Source organism: Roseovarius pelagicus, assembly GCF_025639885.1.
GTDB lineage: Bacteria > Pseudomonadota > Alphaproteobacteria > Rhodobacterales > Rhodobacteraceae > Roseovarius > Roseovarius pelagicus.
In genome coordinates this window covers 2,310,156-2,326,443 of sequence record NZ_CP106738.1, presented here as the reverse complement: position 1 = coordinate 2,326,443, position 16,288 = coordinate 2,310,156, and the positions used below count along the sequence as shown (strand labels likewise).

Annotated in this window: 17 protein-coding genes, 2 pseudogenes and 1 riboswitch; of the genes and pseudogenes, 8 read left to right on the top strand and 11 right to left on the bottom strand. The window is 61.5% G+C overall.

The window, feature by feature from the left end; translation table 11 throughout:
* Positions 1–61: 61 nt before the first annotated feature.
* Entirely contained in the window at positions 62–718 is a 657-nt protein-coding gene (locus N7U68_RS12570) for a DUF998 domain-containing protein (protein ID WP_263047019.1), read from the top strand.
* A complete protein-coding gene (locus tag N7U68_RS12565; RefSeq protein WP_263047018.1) occupies positions 718–1,242 on the top strand; it encodes a DUF421 domain-containing protein in 525 nt (174 codons plus the stop codon). The genes N7U68_RS12570 and N7U68_RS12565 overlap by 1 nt, the downstream gene beginning before the upstream one ends.
* Positions 1,243–1,302: 60 nt before the next feature.
* Here the strand turns inward: N7U68_RS12565 and rpsO are convergent, their stop codons facing one another.
* The 3 genes from rpsO to N7U68_RS12550 form a co-directional block, all read right to left on the bottom strand.
* Complete coding sequence (gene rpsO, locus N7U68_RS12560; RefSeq protein ID WP_263047017.1) at positions 1,303–1,572, bottom strand: 30S ribosomal protein S15; 270 nt, start codon at positions 1,570–1,572, stop codon at positions 1,303–1,305.
* Between the two features lie 138 nt (positions 1,573–1,710).
* A complete protein-coding gene (locus N7U68_RS12555) occupies positions 1,711–2,919 on the bottom strand; it encodes a calcium-binding protein (protein WP_263047016.1) in 1,209 nt (402 codons plus the stop codon).
* A 76-nt stretch (positions 2,920–2,995) separates the two neighbouring features.
* Positions 2,996–3,511, bottom strand: coding sequence for a DUF1643 domain-containing protein (locus tag N7U68_RS12550; protein ID WP_263047015.1), 516 nt, complete (start codon positions 3,509–3,511; stop codon positions 2,996–2,998).
* 193 nt (positions 3,512–3,704) lie between these two features.
* Between N7U68_RS12550 and N7U68_RS12545 the strand changes: the two genes are divergently transcribed.
* Complete coding sequence (locus N7U68_RS12545; RefSeq protein ID WP_263047014.1) at positions 3,705–5,108, top strand: calcium-binding protein; 1,404 nt, start codon at positions 3,705–3,707, stop codon at positions 5,106–5,108.
* A 36-nt stretch (positions 5,109–5,144) separates the two neighbouring features.
* Here N7U68_RS12545 and truB read toward each other — a convergent pair whose 3' ends face one another.
* The 3 genes from truB to rbfA all read right to left on the bottom strand — a co-directional run bounded on the left by truB (position 5,145) and on the right by rbfA (position 7,272).
* Positions 5,145–6,071: a tRNA pseudouridine(55) synthase TruB gene (gene truB / locus N7U68_RS12540; RefSeq protein WP_263049155.1), complete on the bottom strand. Its 927-nt coding sequence runs from the start codon at positions 6,069–6,071 to the stop codon at positions 5,145–5,147.
* A gap of 68 nt (positions 6,072–6,139) precedes the next feature.
* Positions 6,140–6,880, bottom strand: coding sequence for a phosphodiester glycosidase family protein (locus tag N7U68_RS12535; protein ID WP_263047013.1), 741 nt, complete (start codon positions 6,878–6,880; stop codon positions 6,140–6,142).
* A complete protein-coding gene (rbfA, locus tag N7U68_RS12530; RefSeq protein WP_165195041.1) occupies positions 6,877–7,272 on the bottom strand; it encodes a 30S ribosome-binding factor RbfA in 396 nt (131 codons plus the stop codon). Before rbfA ends, N7U68_RS12535 begins: the two co-directional genes overlap by 4 nt.
* Before the next feature lie 249 nt (positions 7,273–7,521).
* Here rbfA and dapB point away from each other — a divergent pair.
* Together dapB and N7U68_RS12520 are read left to right on the top strand one after the other, a co-directional pair.
* Positions 7,522–8,341 (top strand): annotated as a pseudogene (gene dapB / locus N7U68_RS12525) (4-hydroxy-tetrahydrodipicolinate reductase).
* A 22-nt stretch (positions 8,342–8,363) separates the two neighbouring features.
* The gene (locus N7U68_RS12520; protein WP_263047012.1) at positions 8,364–9,344 is read left to right on the top strand and encodes an Lnb N-terminal periplasmic domain-containing protein; all 981 of its coding nucleotides are present in this window, start codon (positions 8,364–8,366) and stop codon (positions 9,342–9,344) included.
* 61 nt (positions 9,345–9,405) lie between these two features.
* On the opposite strand, the gene N7U68_RS12515 is transcribed toward N7U68_RS12520, so the two are convergent.
* The 5 genes from N7U68_RS12515 to N7U68_RS12495 form a co-directional block, all read right to left on the bottom strand.
* The gene (locus tag N7U68_RS12515; RefSeq protein WP_263047011.1) at positions 9,406–9,810 is read right to left on the bottom strand and encodes a hypothetical protein; all 405 of its coding nucleotides are present in this window, start codon (positions 9,808–9,810) and stop codon (positions 9,406–9,408) included.
* A gap of 180 nt (positions 9,811–9,990) precedes the next feature.
* Entirely contained in the window at positions 9,991–11,127 is a 1,137-nt protein-coding gene (locus N7U68_RS12510) for an aminotransferase class I/II-fold pyridoxal phosphate-dependent enzyme (RefSeq protein WP_263047010.1), read from the bottom strand.
* A 180-nt stretch (positions 11,128–11,307) separates the two neighbouring features.
* The gene (thiE, locus tag N7U68_RS12505) at positions 11,308–11,922 is read right to left on the bottom strand and encodes a thiamine phosphate synthase (protein WP_263047009.1); all 615 of its coding nucleotides are present in this window, start codon (positions 11,920–11,922) and stop codon (positions 11,308–11,310) included.
* Positions 11,919–12,707, bottom strand: coding sequence for a hydroxyethylthiazole kinase (thiM, locus tag N7U68_RS12500; RefSeq protein ID WP_263047008.1), 789 nt, complete (start codon positions 12,705–12,707; stop codon positions 11,919–11,921). The genes thiE and thiM overlap by 4 nt, the downstream gene beginning before the upstream one ends.
* A gap of 51 nt (positions 12,708–12,758) precedes the next feature.
* A riboswitch (TPP riboswitch) is annotated at positions 12,759–12,854 on the bottom strand.
* A 45-nt stretch (positions 12,855–12,899) separates the two neighbouring features.
* Positions 12,900–13,076: a DUF1674 domain-containing protein gene (locus N7U68_RS12495; protein ID WP_165195055.1), complete on the bottom strand. Its 177-nt coding sequence runs from the start codon at positions 13,074–13,076 to the stop codon at positions 12,900–12,902.
* A gap of 66 nt (positions 13,077–13,142) precedes the next feature.
* Here N7U68_RS12495 and N7U68_RS21060 point away from each other — a divergent pair.
* The 3 genes and pseudogenes from N7U68_RS21060 to N7U68_RS12485 form a co-directional block, all read left to right on the top strand.
* Positions 13,143–13,529: pseudogene (locus N7U68_RS21060) on the top strand (transcription antitermination factor NusB); the annotation flags it as partial.
* A 201-nt stretch (positions 13,530–13,730) separates the two neighbouring features.
* Positions 13,731–14,435 (top strand): RsmB/NOP family class I SAM-dependent RNA methyltransferase, encoded by a 705-nt coding sequence (locus N7U68_RS21055; RefSeq protein ID WP_373323006.1) that lies wholly within the window; start codon positions 13,731–13,733, stop codon positions 14,433–14,435.
* Positions 14,436–14,528: 93 nt separating this feature from the next.
* On the top strand, positions 14,529–16,271 hold the full coding sequence (locus tag N7U68_RS12485; protein WP_263047006.1) for a heparinase II/III family protein: 1,743 nt from the start codon (positions 14,529–14,531) through the stop codon (positions 16,269–16,271).
* Positions 16,272–16,288: the final 17 nt, after the last annotated feature.

Here is a 16,288-nt window from a genome sequence, read left to right as displayed (position 1 = left end):
GAACCCGACCGTCACCCGCCGCGTTTTCCCGGTAACATCTGATACGTACCGGAGGATTGGCTTGCGGCGAGACCACATCAACTTATCTCGGGACTGCCGGGAGCCTTGGCTGCTGATCGTGCTTGGGGTGGGTGGTATCGCTGGCTGCGCGGCGCTCATTTTCGGCACGCTGATCGGGCCCTATTACGTTCCAGATCACGACTGGATCGCCGACACGATCAGCGATCTGGCGGCGGGAGACTCGGAAATTATCATGGATGTCGCGCTTTATGGTTTCGCCGCCGGGCTGTTTGCTGCGGCACTGGCAGCAGCGCATGCGCATCCCGGCGGGGCAGCATGGTCCGCAGGGATCGTGGCACTGGCGATCCTAGCGGCCATCGTGATCGTCGTCGGCGCGCGTAATGAATACGGCGACAACGACAGCGAGGGGATCGTGATCCACAGTTATCTGGTATACGGGCTGGGGTTTTTCTTTCTCGTCGCGCCCCTTTGCATGGCTGCCGGAGCGGGAACGCGGAGCCACGGCATCAAATGGGCGCTATTGGGACTGGCCGCAGTCTGGGCGCTCGCAGCACCGGTGTTCTTCCTGCTGCCCACCGGGATCGACGGCCTCTATGAACGCGGTCTGGGCCTGATTGCTTGCGCGATGACCGCCGTACTCTGCCTGCATTTTATCGCCATCGGACACAGTGGCCTGCGCAGGCGGGACGCCCGATGATGGCACTGCAGACAATTGGCCAGACCGTGCTGGCCGTGGTGGTCGTGATCGCCTTGGTGCGGCTGAGCGGATTGCGATCCTTTTCCAAAATGTCGAGCTTTGATTTCGCCCTGACTGTCGCTGCCGGGTCCGTGCTGGCCACGATGATGACTACTCCCGACCCGCCGTGGCCCGCGCTAATCGCGCTGGCGACCCTGTTCGCATCGCGGTTCGTAATTTCGCTGGCGCGGGCGCATTTCCCGTCGATGCAGCGCGCCACAGACAATAGCCCCCTGATGCTGATGTATGACGGGCAGTTATTCGAAGCCAACTTGACCCGCGCCCGCGTCACTCTGCCCGAATTGCGCTCGAAACTGCGAGAGGCTGATGCAACGCGCCTTTCGGGTGTCCGTGCAGTGGTATTCGAGGCGACCGGCGATGTCAGCGTGCTGACCGGCGATCATGTAGATGATGAATTGCTTGCCGACGTCTCTTGGGGTGACGCCCCCAGACCAGACCGCAGAACGGATCAGAATCAGTCCTGAAACGCAAAACGCCCGCGCGTCTCCGTGCGGGCGTCGTATCTGATAACTGACCCGGCGCGCTTAGCGGCGGATACCGAGCTTGCCAATCAGGTCACGATAACGTGCCTCTTCTTTGCCCTTGAGATAATCCAGCAGCTTGCGGCGCTGGGCAACCATTTTCAGAAGGCCACGACGACCGTGGTTGTCCTTCTTGTGGGTTTTGAAATGCTCGGTCAGGGTCGTGATGCGCGAGGTCAAAATGGCAACCTGAACTTCGGGCGAACCTGTATCGCCTTCTTTGGTTGCGAATTCTTTCATTACGCGTTCTTTGTCTCCAGCAGTGATCGACATCGGGATCTCCTCGTATAAAGGGTTCTGGGCACAAGCCGGGATGTCGTCCAGCAGGGTCCATGGAGTGTGCGCCGCAGCAAAAGCCCGACGACCGGGCGCGTATAGGCCAGTTAGTGATCAAAGAAAAGCAAAATCAGATCAGGCCGCCGCTCCGGGCCAGTCCAACACGCTCTGCCCCATCAACGTCACATGGTTCAGCGCCAGACCCGGCGCATCATGCACCGCTGCAATGGGCGTCCCGTTCAGCAGAACATGCTGCAATCCGACCGTGTCGGCATCGGATTCAATCGTTACGTCGGGATCGGGATCGGCCAAATCGTCAAAGACGATCATCAGCGTATCCTCGGCCAATGAGAAATCCAGAATTTCCGGCTGATGCTCTGCTGTTGCCCACGGACCAATGGCAACCGTGTCGGCCCCGTCACCGGTCGTCACAATGTCGTCCGCGCCTGCGGCGATCATGTCATTACCGGCTCCGCCGTTGAGGTAGTCGATTCCATCTGAATCGTCCCATCCGACAGAATCAGGATCATCTGCCAGCCCGCTGATGGTATCGTCACCCCAGCCCCCAAAGAGCGAGTCCTGCCCTGCCCCGCCGGTCAGCACATCGTCGCCCAACCCGCCATGAAGCGCATCATCACCCGCGCCGCCGTCCAAAGCGTCATCACCCGCGCCTCCAAACAGCGTATCGTCGCCTTCGTCACCCGTCAGCGTATCGTCACCGCCATGTCCATAGAGCGAATCGTCGCCCGCGCCGCCGTCCAGCTGATCCTGCCCGTCACCGCCATGCAGGCTGTCATCGCCCGCATCGCCGCTCAGGTTGTCGTCGCCTGACCCGCTAAAGAGCGCGTCATCACCCCCCGCACCACCGATCACGTCGTTTCCGGCATAACCATTCTGCCAATCGACACCCTCGGTGCCCGGCATCACGTCGTTTTCGGCGCTGCCTGTCGTGATCCGCTCGCCCGATGGCACATCCTGCCCGCTGGTCTGCTCAGGATCAGTGCTGTCCATCCCCTCTGGGTCACTGTCTGAAACGGTATCATCCGGATTGGATACAGTTGTCTCTTCCGTGTCGTTCTTGGCGGGGCTTTCGCCCAAGGCTTGGTCGGCATCTGCTGCTTCGCTGGACTGTATGTCCGCTTCAGGCTCTGTTGCCGCATCATCCGCTGTGGCGAAATCAATGATCCTCTGCCCACTGCTTTCCGATGCATCATCCGTCTCGGACGGCGCGTTGGTTTCGACGTCGGCGGTATCCTCTGACTCAATGTCATCGTCACCAGACATCCCGACAAAAGCCATCGACCCGATCGCCATCATGCCCATAAGACCTGCCAATAACAGCATATCAACCACTCACACTTACCCAAGGCAAGTGTGCCGCCAGACCCCCTGAACGGTCAATTACGATCAGAATGATTGGTTAATTGCCGGGCATCCAGACCTGCGGCTGTTCACTGTAACTGATATAAAGTGGATGCCGGGGATGGCCGCCTTTGGTCAGCCCCAGATGATGCACCCTCCTGCCGGAATCACGCAACAATGACGCGACATGCGGCCCGCGCTCCAAATGTGCGCCATGGGTGCCCCATGCGGCAATGATCAGATCGGCCCAGTCGCACGCTTCGGCAATGGCCGTGTCATTGCCCGGCCCCACCGGATCGGCGGCGGCACGCATCTGGCGCGGATCAGTATCACGCCAGGCAAAGATATTTGTGACCCGAAACGCGCCGAATCCCAGCGCGCGCGCACGCCGTTCACATCGCTCGACCGTGGGGTCGTTCTGCACCTCGGTCGCCGTTGACGGATTCAACATGACAAAGGCAACGCGCCGTCCTTCCGGCTGCCAGATTCGGGTCAGTTGATAACGATACCGCTCGCAGGGCGAATAAGTCGCCGTGGACTGCGCATCGTCCTTGAGGTGTGCTCGCTCGATCATCCCCCGCTTGTGCCGCCCCTCGCGCCCCGATGCAAGCAGCCCGAATCGCGGACATGATTACGCGCAGACCCGCGTCAATTACCGACAGACTGGCGCATTGTTTCCAACCAAAGGACAACAGCGCCGAAAACTTGACAGAAACGTATATCAAACAGACGCTTATACGACTGTCAGTTGGTGAGGGGGCACCAAAATGGGATTTTTGTTACTGGTGGCGCTGGGCACCGCGCTGAACGTTTGGTGGATTTCCGAAGCCGTCGACGCTTGGGATGACGATGATGATGACAGCACACAGGTCCGCAATCCCGATCCTGACGCGGACCCCGATTCAGATATCGAGGTCAAAGGTACTGACGGCACAAACGAGGTTCTGGCCAGTGGCGACGGCAACGACACCATAATCGGCGGGCCAGACGACGCTGACACACTTCAGGGCAATGACGGGGATGATCGCATCGTGCTGAACGGCGGCGCGGTGGCCACGGGCGGCGCTGGTGCGGATGCTTTTGTCGCCAATAGCCCCGATGCAGTTATCACCGATTTCACTCCCGGCGAGGATCAGCTGCGCTTTACCTACACCAACCCCGGACCGCTGGAGGATAGCATCTATGATCCAGTCTACGATTGGCAGCCCGACGATGATGGGTTGCAGCTCCAAGAGGTCGACGTCGAAGGCAACCGCACCACAATTGCCACGTTGCAGGGGCTGACGGACCCACCCCCGGCAGGTGATCTGGTGCAGACGGAATACTCCGAACGCGCGGGACAGACCGTCGACCGCATCAATGGTGAGGAGTTGCTGTTCATCCAGCGTATTACCGGCGACGACGAAGATGACACTGTCAACATCGACAACCTCAGCGCAATGGTCGAGGCCGATCTGGGTGCCGGCGACGATACTGCGACTGTATTGGCCCAACGCGCAGCCTTTGATCTGGGGGCGGGCGATGACACCTATACCTCGAACACCGAAAATAACGGCCTCGGCGCGGACAACTATACGCCGACCGGCAGCTATGAAACCGTGACCGGAGGCGCGGGAAATGACACGATCATCGGCGGCGGCGGTGAAATCAGGGCATTGGGCGGCACGGGCGACGATCTGATCGACTTCTCCGCTTCGGGCACAGGCCTCGCGAATGGCGGCGACGGCAACGACACCATTCTCGGTGTCAACGTGTCCAATGTGGCGCTAGAGGGCGCAGGGCTGACCCTCAATGGCGGGGACGGAGACGACAGCATCAACGCGGACCGGTTACCCGGCGGTGAATTCAGCGCCGATACCGTAGATGGCGGCACAGGCGCAGATACGATCATCTTCGGAGCATTGGATCAGATCACCAGCGGGGCAGGCGCAGATGCCTTAACCCTCAATGTGGACCTGTTTGACGAAACGAACGTGCCGACATTGATCGATTTTGACATGGACGAGGATATGCTGATGATCGCTCTGCCTGGCGGCTACGCCGGGGCGGGGACCGTTACGATCGTCCCGCGCATGGGCGATACCGGCAGTGATATTCTGGTAGATGGTCAACGGGTGGCCACCTCAGAAATACCGCTGAGCGACAGCAGCGCAATCAGTGTTGTAACCTGACACCTTTGCGGCCGTACGGCGAGGGCGGTAACAACGCTATTGCGATCCCTCGCCCTGCGGCGCGACGAAGACCCGGCTGGGATGCAACATACCGGCCTTGTATATACCCACAGCCACAGCACGCCCATCCAGCGACGCCCAGCATTCATCACCGTATTCTGCATCTCCCGGATGAACCATGCCAGGATTGCCGTTGCGCAACTTTGCCGCCCCATCAGGCGTAGAACGCAACTCCGGCAGTTCACTCAGCCCGACCTCCAATGGCAGCAAATGCGCATCCAGCGCCGGATCCTGCGCCAATGCCTCGACCTGCTCCAGCGTGACACCATCCTCGACGTCGAATGGTCCGGACCAGAGCCGCCGCAACCATGTCACATGCCCATGACACCCCAGCGCCGCACCCAGATCGCGCGCAATGGCGCGCACATAGCCGCCCTTGCCACAGGTCATCTCTAACACGGCGGTACCTGCGTCAGGCCGATCCGTCAGAACCAGCTCTTCCACCCATAGCGGGCGCGCAGCGATCTCTACATCTTCGCCATCACGCGCCAATTTGTAGGCGCGTTGACCGTCAATCTTTACGGCCGAGAACTTGGGCGGCACTTGCATGATATCACCGATAAAGGAACCCAAAGCTTCCTTGATCTCTTCATCCGATGGGCGCGCATCGCTCTGCGCGATGACCTCGCCCTCGGCGTCATCTGTATTGGTGGCCTGTCCGAACCGTACGGCGAATCGATAGGCCTTTAGCGCATCCGTCACAAACGGCACGGTTTTGGTCGCCTCGCCCAGCGCAACGGCCAACACTCCGGTCGCCTCGGGATCTAGCGTGCCGGCATGGCCTGCTTTTTTGGCCTGCAATGCCCAACGCACCTTGTTCACCATAGCAGTCGACGTCGGGCCGGCGGGCTTGTCCACCACCAACCAGCCGGAAATGTCGCGCCCCTTGCGTTTGCGTGCCATCATGCCGCCCTTTCGCCGTGTGCCAGAGGCTGGCGGGCTATCCCACGCCATGAACCCTGTCAATCGCATCACTCACCGGGCACAACTGTCCCCACGATTGGCCCCATCGGAAACCCGATGTCGTGACGGCCCAGATCCGGCGCATAGAGCCGCGAAATGTTGCCGTCGAAATACAGCGCCTGAGGCAGTTTCAGGTGATCACGAAACAGCCGCCCAAAGGCATGAAAATTCACCGGAGCCTGCGATATGGCAAAAACCGCTCGCGTTCCGTCCGCCGATGTTCCAACCCCGTTCCGCACATATAGACTGTCACTCTCTTTCAGGAATCGCGGGTGCAGTTGCCCGTCAATCACCAGCATCGGACCCGATTGACTGGCATGTGTACAGTCCGGCGCCTCGCGGACATAGCGGCGCGTTTCGATCACGTCAGCCCGGCCTTGCCGTACACAAAACACCCCATTCGGCAGCAGGCCAAAATTACCCGGCCCGTCACGGGTGACCACCTTCGCGCGCTCTGCGCCATCCTCGATATACAATCCTACAGGGCTGCGATCCGAATGATACATGCCCGCATTCATCGCGAACCCCAGTTGCGCACCGGCCGGTGCCAGCAACGCATCGACATTATCGAAACTGCCCAGCGGCGCGCCTGCCATATCGGTCAGAAAAAGCTGTAACCGCTCTGTCGTCATATCGACTTCGCAGATCGCATATTCCACACCATCGAAATTCACATGACGGCAATCAGCGGCCACCAACGGCACTGGAAACAGCACCGCAGCCGCCAAAATCCAGCGCAGGATGTTCACTCGTCCAGATCGCGCCGCACAGCGTCTTGTGCAAACAGGCGTCGCGCCTCGTCCATCTGATCAAAGGTGGTATCCAGACGAAACCGCAGGTCAGGCGCGTATTTCAACGCCAGCTTCTTGCCGATCATCCGCCGCAGCTCGCCCTTGTTGCGCGCCAGCAGTTCCACGATCTCGTCCTGCCCCCTGCCGCCGAGCGGCAGCACATAGGCGGTCGCGATTTTCAGGTCAGGCGACGTGCGGACCTCGCCCACGGTTACCGACAATCGGTTCAGCTCAGGGTCGTGAACATCGCCGCGCGCCAACACCTCGGACAACGTCCGGCGGATCAGTTCACCCACACGCAGCTGCCGTTGCGACGGTCCGGGCCCATCATGAAACTTGTTCTTTGCCATGCCCCTGCATCTAAGGGCTCCGGGCTGATTTGCCAAGTAATCTTCACCAGACACCACCGACCTCTACAATTAACCCCGGTGCTTCTTCTTGCCGAAAATATCCCGGGGTGTTTGAGGGGCAGCGCCCCTCATCCTTTCTCTCAATCTGCGCGACGCACCCGCACCACCGGGCGCTCCTACTGAACTCAGCGATTGTCGGCCCGCCCCCTGCCGCGTTAAGGATACCGCTAAACCAAAGGAGACCGCATCATGCCTCAGGGACCAGGAATTGTCGTGACCGGTGCATCGGGCCGGATGGGCCAGATGCTGATCTCGCACGATCAACGACAGCCCGCGCGCGCACCTTACAGCCGCTCTGGAACGTCCCGGTCACGACTGGGTCGGTCAGGACGTAGGTCGCGCCATGGGCGGGGCCGAAACCGGCGTGATGGTCACCGACGACCCGCTAGAGGCTTTCGCCCGCGCACAGGCTATCGTCGATTTTACCGCGCCTGCCGCCACGGTGGGGTTTGCCGATCTCGCGGCACAGGCCCGCGCGGTGCATGTCATCGGCACCACCGGGCTCGATACCGCAGATCTGACCCGGATCAAGGCCGCCGCGCGTCATGCGGTGATCGTGCGGGCTGGCAACATGAGCCTTGGCGTGAACCTGCTGACCCAGCTGACACGGCAGGTCGCGGCCGCATTGGACGACGATTACGACATCGAAATCATCGAAGCGCATCATAATCAGAAGGTCGACGCCCCCTCCGGCACTGCCTTGATGCTGGGCGAGGCCGCCGCCGAGGGGCGAGGTGTATCACTCGACACCACGTCGGACCGCGCCCGTGACGGAATCACTGGCAAGCGCCGCCGTGGCGATATCGGGTTTTCCGCCATTCGCGGCGGTGACATCATCGGTGAACATGACGTGATGTTTGCCGCGACTGGCGAACGTATCATCCTGCGCCACGTCGCCTCTGATCGCGCGGTGTTCGCGCGCGGCGCGCTCAAGGCCGCGCTCTGGGGTCAGGGCCGCCAGCCCGGCGAATACGACATGCTGGACGTGTTGGGTTTGAATGGCGGTTAGTTCACCATTCAGGATGGTCACAATGGCCCGGATTTTTCGCATTGTCGGTTCTACCATCTTCGCCCTGCTCGCGCTTTTCGGCACGGCATGGGCCGGCACGGCACTCTGGCTGCATCTGACCGGCGCGCTGCGGCTGGCCGCCCTCGCGGCACTCGTCATGGCGCTCGTGGTCGCCGTCTTGGCACGAAGGCGTGCCCGACCCCTCGGCTGGGCAGCGCTCGCTATTGCCGCGCTGGCAGTGGCCGGGTGGTATCAGACAATCGTCCCGCGCCATGATCGCGACTGGGCACCCGACGTGGCGCGCGGCGTGCGCGCCGACGTGTCAGGCGACCACCTGACCCTGCATGACGTGCGTGATTTCGACTGGATCACCCGCGACACCGCACGGGAACGCTGGATCACGACCCGGTATGACCTTGAACAGTTGCAGACCGTCGACATGCTGACGTCGGTCTGGGACAATCCAGACATCGCGCATCTATTGGTCAGCTTCGGCTTCTCAGATGGTCAGCACGTCGTCTTTTCCGTCGAGATCCGCCGCGAGGCAGACGAAGTGTTCAGCGAAATCGGCGGGTTTTTCCACCAGTTTGAACTGGTCCTGATTGCAGCCACCGAGCGCGATATCGTCAAGCTGCGTACCAACCACCGGAAGGAACAGGTCAGCCTGTATCCCATCGACCTGACACCGCAGCAACGGCGCGATTTCTTCATGGCTTACGTAACGCTCGCCCAACGGCTAGAGGCGCGCCCCGAATTCTACAACACCCTCACCGCGAATTGCACCACAGTGGTCTACGCGTTGGCAAAAACGGTCAATCCCGACCTGCCAATGGACCGGCGCATCGTGCTGTCCGGCCGTCTGCCCGCATTCATCGATGAGCTGGGCCTATTGGCAGGTGACGGCCCCCTAGAGGACCGACAACGCGACGCCCTGATCACCCCTCGCGCACAGAACGCGGAAGAAGGGGATAAATTTTCGGACGTGATACGAAACATTGATTAGTTTCATGCGCGCCATACGGAAAACGGGCCTCTGTTCGGCGACAGCCCGTAATAGGCCGCGCCTAGCGGTACGATCCGATGCAATAGGTCCCGCCACCATAAATGACCGGCGCATTCTTTGGGCATTTCCCGCCTGATCCCTGTCCGGGCTGCGCCCCCACCGGCGCGCTGCTGCGGCCCAGTTTCTCGTCGGCGCACGCATTGATCCATGCGGCATCTGCCGAACTTACATTCCGGTCAGGCAGGATACGAAACACGCTGTCACCGCCCCATGGGGACGCGACATAGACCACTTCCATCTTGGCCCGACCGGGCGAGCCAAGCTGATACTTGCAATCAACGATCGCCCGATGCTGATCTTGCGCTGAAACATAGCCTTTCTTTCTTGGCAAACCCTCTGCGTGAACCATCTGTACCAAAAGAAGAGTTGCACAGGTCGCAATTACGGATTTGACTAAGTAAGACATACAAATTTCCTTTAACGCCAACAGATTATACTCTGTACAGTGTATTCATTTTTCCAAACGGATTAGCATCCATAGGTTGAAGCCATATCTAATCTCGCATCTGAAAAGAAGATCATTTAGCAGAAAAATGACTACAAAATATGCAGTCGTGCGCTGGCCGCCAGACGCGCCGTGGCCGCGCTACTGTCGGTTCCGCTTTATATGCGCCTCCAGCGCCGCCAGTCCGTCGTCCAGCCCGGTCCGGCCGAACCCGATGCGGAAACGATCATCTGGCGTCGCGCCCAAGTCAGAGCGGTAGATCGTGCTGGGTAACACCAGAACACCGCTATCTTCGACCAATGATCGCGCAAATGCCTCGACCCCGTCGGCCCCCAGATAGCGCGGATATCCCATGCAGGACCCGTCCGGGCGGGTAAACTCGAACAGATCCGGATAGCGGGCAAAGAACGCCTCCCACTTTGGCAGGTTCTCGTCCACGATGGCGCAGTTGCGCGCCAGTAACTGGTCGCGAACCGTTAACGCGATGCGCGCCAATCGTTCACTTGGACCCGAATTACAGATCGACAGATAGTGCTTTAGCCGCTCCATCCGCGCCAGAACTTCGTGGTCCTGACAGGCGATCCAGCCAATGCGCAGCCCCGGCAACCCGTAGGACTTCGACATCACCCCCAGCGACAGACCGCGCTCATACTCATCCGCAACAAACGGCAGATGTGTCGCCCCGCTCGGCCCCAGCCCATGAAAAATCTCATCATGCAGGATCCAGATGCCATGTTTGCGACACAGCTCAATCAGCGCCCGATAGCGGTCCAACGGCAGGATCGCCCCTGTGGGATTATGCGGAAAATTGATCGTAACCAGCCGGGTATTGGGTCGGATCGCATCGCGCACGCGGTCAATATCCAGCGACCAGTTGTCGGCGGGGTCCAGCGGCACACCTGTCGCGTCACAAATCGCCAGCGGCATCGTCTCGTGCGACTGATAGTTCGGCGTGACCACGATGGCGTGATCATCCTTTTCCAGCAGGACCGTATTAGCCGCAAAAATCCCCTCACTCGCCCCAGCGAAACACAGGATGTCATCCGCATTGCGCCCGGCAAATGTACCCGCAATTTCGGCCCGCAAATCGGGCGCGCCCCAAGTTTCGGTGTAACCGAGCCACATATTTTCGAAATCAGCGCGATCTTCAGGCTCTGCCATCGCCAGTAGTTCGCTCAGCGTGATGCTCTCGGCGTCCGAGGCGGTCAGATGATAGCGGGCATTGAACTCCCACTTGGCAAAATGCGTTTCCAGCCGAAAATCGGGCAATGTCGTCATGGGTCTGTCCTCTATATTCGCCCGCTACGTGCACAACGTCGATGAACACAGGCCAGAAGTAAACCGGCCTCGCTGCGGGCTGATCGTATTAGTCCGGTTCGTTCCACGACGCCGTAAAATGCAGCGTCGGCCCGTGCCCATTTCCCACCCGGCGGATCGGTTCGTGCGAGACGATGGGGATTATACCTGCCTCCATGCTGCCACCAGCGACCCTGCAGCGTCGGCCATGCTCGGCGCACGAGAGATGGCCGATACAACCGCCATACCACATGCACCTGCGCCCCTTACGACCGCAGCGTCATCAGCAACCAAACCGCCGATCGCCACCACCGGCAGGTCTGTTTGCGCCACCGCAGCACGCAATCCCTCGAACCCGATCGGGGCCGCATGGTCGGCCTTGCTGGCTGATGCGCGGATCGGCCCGACACCCAGATAATCGACGCATCCCGCTGGAATAGAGTCTAGTTGACTCGCATCTTCGACAGACAGACCCAGAATCATATCCGGCCCGATCTGTGCTCGCGCCGCCTGCGGATCACCATCGCTCTGACCGATATGCAGCCCGTCCGCCCGCGCCGCTACAGCGACCTCAATGCGATCATTGACGATCAGCCGTGTTCCAAGAGGCCGCAGCACACGGCGCAGGTCACGCGCCAGCGCGATCATCGCCGCATTGTCGGCGGTTTTGTCCCGTAGCTGAATCCAGCGCACCCCGGCACGCGCAGCGGCCAGCGCCTGCGCGTGAACCGGTTCTGTCGCGTCCGCATCCGTGACGAAATAGATGCCATTCATCATGCCCGTGTCACCCTGGCACCCGCTGTCAGGGTCTCTGGCGTCATTGCCGCCAGCGCATCGAGAAAGGCAGGCTGAAAGCTGCCCGGCCCTGTGCTTAGCCCGACAGCCTGCTCTCCGGCCAGCCCGTAATAGGCCAGCGCCGCAACCGTCGCGGCCAGCGCAGGCTGATCCACGGCAAAGGCGGCCACGATCCCGGTCAGCGAACAGCCCAGCGCCGTGACTTGCGGCATGACTGGCGCACCATTGGCTATGCGCCAACCCTCAGAACCGTCAGTCACGTAATCAACCGGACCTGTCACAGCCGCCACGCCCCCTGTACGTCCAGCCAGATCGCGCGCCGCGGCCTCTGCCGCGCTGACTGCATCGGCTGCATCCGCGCCGCGACCGGCAGCATCTGCCCCTGCCAGCGCCATAATCTCGGACGCGTTGCCGCGAATGACTGTTGGCTTCAGCGCCAGAAGCCGCGCACCCGCGTCCTGGCGCAACGTCGTCGCCCCGATTGCGACCGGGTCCAGAACCCAGGGTTTGCCCGCAGCCGCCATGACGCCTGCAGCCTCTTCCATGGCGCTGACCCATTCGGGGTCGAGCGTGCCGATATTCACGCTCAGCGCCTGTGCAATCGCCGCAAATTCTCCGGCCTCTTCGCGCGCATGCACCATGGCGGGTGAGGCACCCGCCGCCAGCATGACATTCGCCATAATGTTCATCGCCACATAATTCGTAATATTCTGCACCAATGGTGCCGTGCTGCGCATTTTTGTCAGATACGTGCCGATGTCGTCCATTGTCGCCTCCGAGTGGCGAAGGTGTGGCAGGGACCGTTCCGGCAAACACGGGTAAGATGCCCCACGACTTCCTCCGCCAGTATGATCCGGGTCAGGTTCAAAGGGTACTTCTCAGCCCGCGAAACGCGTGCGCCCCTGTCGTGGCGGCAAGTTGCGCCAGCATGGCAGGCGCGTCAAGGTCCGGCTGTGGCGTCAGAAATCGACGGCGATGCCCTTGCGCTCCCAATCGCCATAGCGCACCGGCTCTGGTCCCTTGCGCCCGCCCAGCTCCTTGGGCAATTCCGACGCTCCTGCGGCCTTGCGGCGTGCCTCCGCTTCGGCCAGCGCGCGCTGCGCCTCGGGCGGCAGATCAGGTTTATCTTGGGTCATGGTGGGCCTTTCGCTGCTCTCGCCCCCTTGATATACGCGCCCGATACCTCTCGGCAAGGACACGCAATGCCCCCCGGACCACGCCCCCGACGCAATGACAGCCCGCCATCGGCACGCGCCAATGCCGTTTATCTGCTTGATCAGATCATGGGCGAGGGGCGCCTGATGCCGGAATTGCTGGCCAGCGGCGCTCTGGACCGGCTGGAACCGGGCGATCGCGCGCGCGCCCAACGGCTCGCGACAGATACCCTCCGCGGGTTGGAACGTGCCGACAGGCTGCTGAAAAAGCACCTGAGAAAGCCGCCGCCGCTGCACGTATCCAACATCCTGCGGCTCGGCACGGTTGAACTGTGCATGGGGGGGGATGCCCATGGTGTCGTGAATGACGCGGTGAACCTGATCGCGGGGCATAAACGCTATGGCAAACTGAAGGGGCTGATTAACGCGGTCCTGCGCAAGATTGCGGCTGATGGCCCGGCCGCATGGGCCGCATTGCGTGTCCCGCACCTGCCCAAATGGCTGCGCGCACCTCTGGCCGAGGCCTATGGCAGCACCGCTGTGGCTGGCTTTGAGGTCGCGCATTATGCCGGTGCCCCACTCGACCTGACTGCCCGCACTAACGCGCAGTCGGTGGCCGATGCAACGGGCGGCACGATGCTGCCCACGGGTTCAGTTCGTCTGACACAGCCCGGACAGGTTAGCACCCTGCCCGGTTTCGACACCGGCGACTGGTGGGTACAGGATGCCGCCGCCGCCCTGCCAGCGCAAATTCTGAGCGCACAACCCAATGAGGCCGTGCTGGACCTCTGTGCCGCACCGGGAGGCAAGACACTGCAACTCTCGGCGGCGGGCGCTACCGTGACCGCTCTCGACCTGTCAGAGCAGCGCATGACCCGCGTGGAACAGAACCTGATGCGCACCGGCCTCAACGCCACCTGCATCACCGGCGACGCGCTAGAGCATCAAGGCGGGCCGTATGATGCGATCCTGCTGGATGCGCCCTGTTCGGCGACAGGCACCATCCGCAGACATGCCGATCTGCCACATGCCCGTGACGGCGCCGAAATCGGTGATCTCATCGCGCTGCAAGAGGCGATGCTTGACCACGCCATCACCCTGCTGAAACCCGGCGGGCGGTTGATGTTCTGCACCTGCTCTTTGCTGCCGGACGAAGGCGAATGTCAGGTTGAAAACGCGCTGGCACGGCATCCGCACCTGCGCGCCGACCGCGCTGCGCTGAACCGTCCGGGCATTGACCCCGCATGGATCACCGAAGAAGGCGGGCTGCGGCTGCGCCCGGATTACTGGGCGGATCTGGGTGGCATGGATGGATTTTACATGGCCCTGCTGCGCGGCTGACCGCCCGACCTTCAATTGGTCGGTGACTTGGCGGCGGCTGCGCGGTATATTGCCGACAGTGGCGCCGCCAAGAGCGTCCCCAGAGGCGAGGCAATGGCAGCATCCGAAACACTCGGCGCAAAGTGGACACGTCTGATGAATCGCGTGCAGGCACGGCGTGCCACATGGGCGCGTCCTGCGACTGCATTCATCTCATCGCCGGAACCACGCACCATCGGCAGCTTTGCCCGCGGGCGGCAGCTTTGCGCCGGTAACTTCCTTTTTGCCGGGCATCTGCTGCAAGAACCTCAGGCGCTGATCTGGGATCTGGACAGCCCCGACCATGCGTTTGCGTCCGAGCTTCAGGGGTTCGCATGGCTCGACGATCTGGCCGCCGTGGGCGATCTGGCCGCACGACAGACGGCACAAGCGTGGGTCTGGGGCTGGATCGACCGTTATGGCACCGGGCGCGGTCCCGGCTGGACACCTGATCTGACCGGACGTCGGCTGATTCGCTGGATCAATCACGCGCTTTTCCTGCTGATGGGGCAGGATAAACCTGCCTCGGATGCATTTTACCGCTCACTCGGGCAGCAAACGCTCTTTCTCGGCAAACGCTGGGAGGCGGCACAGCCGGGGCTGCCGCGATTCGAGGCGCTGACCGGCCTGATCTATGCCGGGCTGGCGCTAGAAGGAATGCAGGACAATGTCGGTCATGCAACCCGCGCGCTATCACGCGAATGCGACGCGCGCATCTCTGGCGACGGGCTACTACCAACCCGCAACCCCGAAGAGTTGCTCGAAGTTTTCACCCTACTCACTTGGGCCGCGACCGCCCTCAGCGAAGCCGGACGCAGCCCCGGTGATTCGCACTGGCTGGCGATCGAGCGCATCGCGCCGACGCTGCGCACGCTGCGCCACGCCGATGGCGGGCTGGCCCGGTTTCACGGCGGCGGTCGGGGGCTAGAGGGACGGCTGGACAATGCACTGGCCAACAGTGGCATCAAAGGGCGCGCGCCGGATGGTCTTTCGATGGGGTATGCGCGCCTCAGCGCGGGGCGAACGTCTGTCATCATCGACGCGAGCCCGCCACCCAGCGGTGCCGCCTCCCCCAATGCCCACGCCTCTACCCTCGCGTTCGAACTGACATCGGGGCGGCGGCCGTTAATCGTCAACTGCGGTTCTGGCGAAACATTTGGCGCTGACTGGCGCCGCGCCGGGCGCGCCACACCATCGCATTCCACATTGGTAATTGCCGCCGAATCCAGCGCGCGGCTGGGTCCCGCTGGCGCACAGGAAGAATGGCTTGTGGGCGGTCCGAAAAACGTGCCGATCCAGCTCAGTCATGCCTCCGACGGCTTGCGGTTTGAGGGGGGGCATGATGGCTACCTCTCACGCTTTGGTCTGATGCACGCGCGTACCATCGAGATGACGTTCGACGGGCGCGGAATCGCAGGCGAGGAAATGCTGCTGTCACTCGAAGACGCAGACAAGCGCCGCTTTGACAAAGCGCTGGATGCCACCCGGCTGGCGGGGATCAAGTACCAGATACATTTTCATCTGCACCCCGATGCTGACGCCGCGCTGGACATGGGCGGTCAAGCCGTGTCGATCGCGTTGCGTTCGGGGGAAATCTGGGTCTTTCGCCATGATGCGCGCGCCCAGATCACGCTGGAACCCAGCGTTTATCTGGAAAAAGGCCGGTTAAAGCCACGTGCGACCAAACAGATCGTTCTATCTGGTCACGCGATGGAGTATGCGACACGCATCCGCTGGTCTCTGGCCAAGGCACAAGACACCCCAATCAGCATCCGCGACCTCGCGGACGGGGCATCCTATGCCGAAGACGAGGACTGAGGCGGCGCAATGTAACG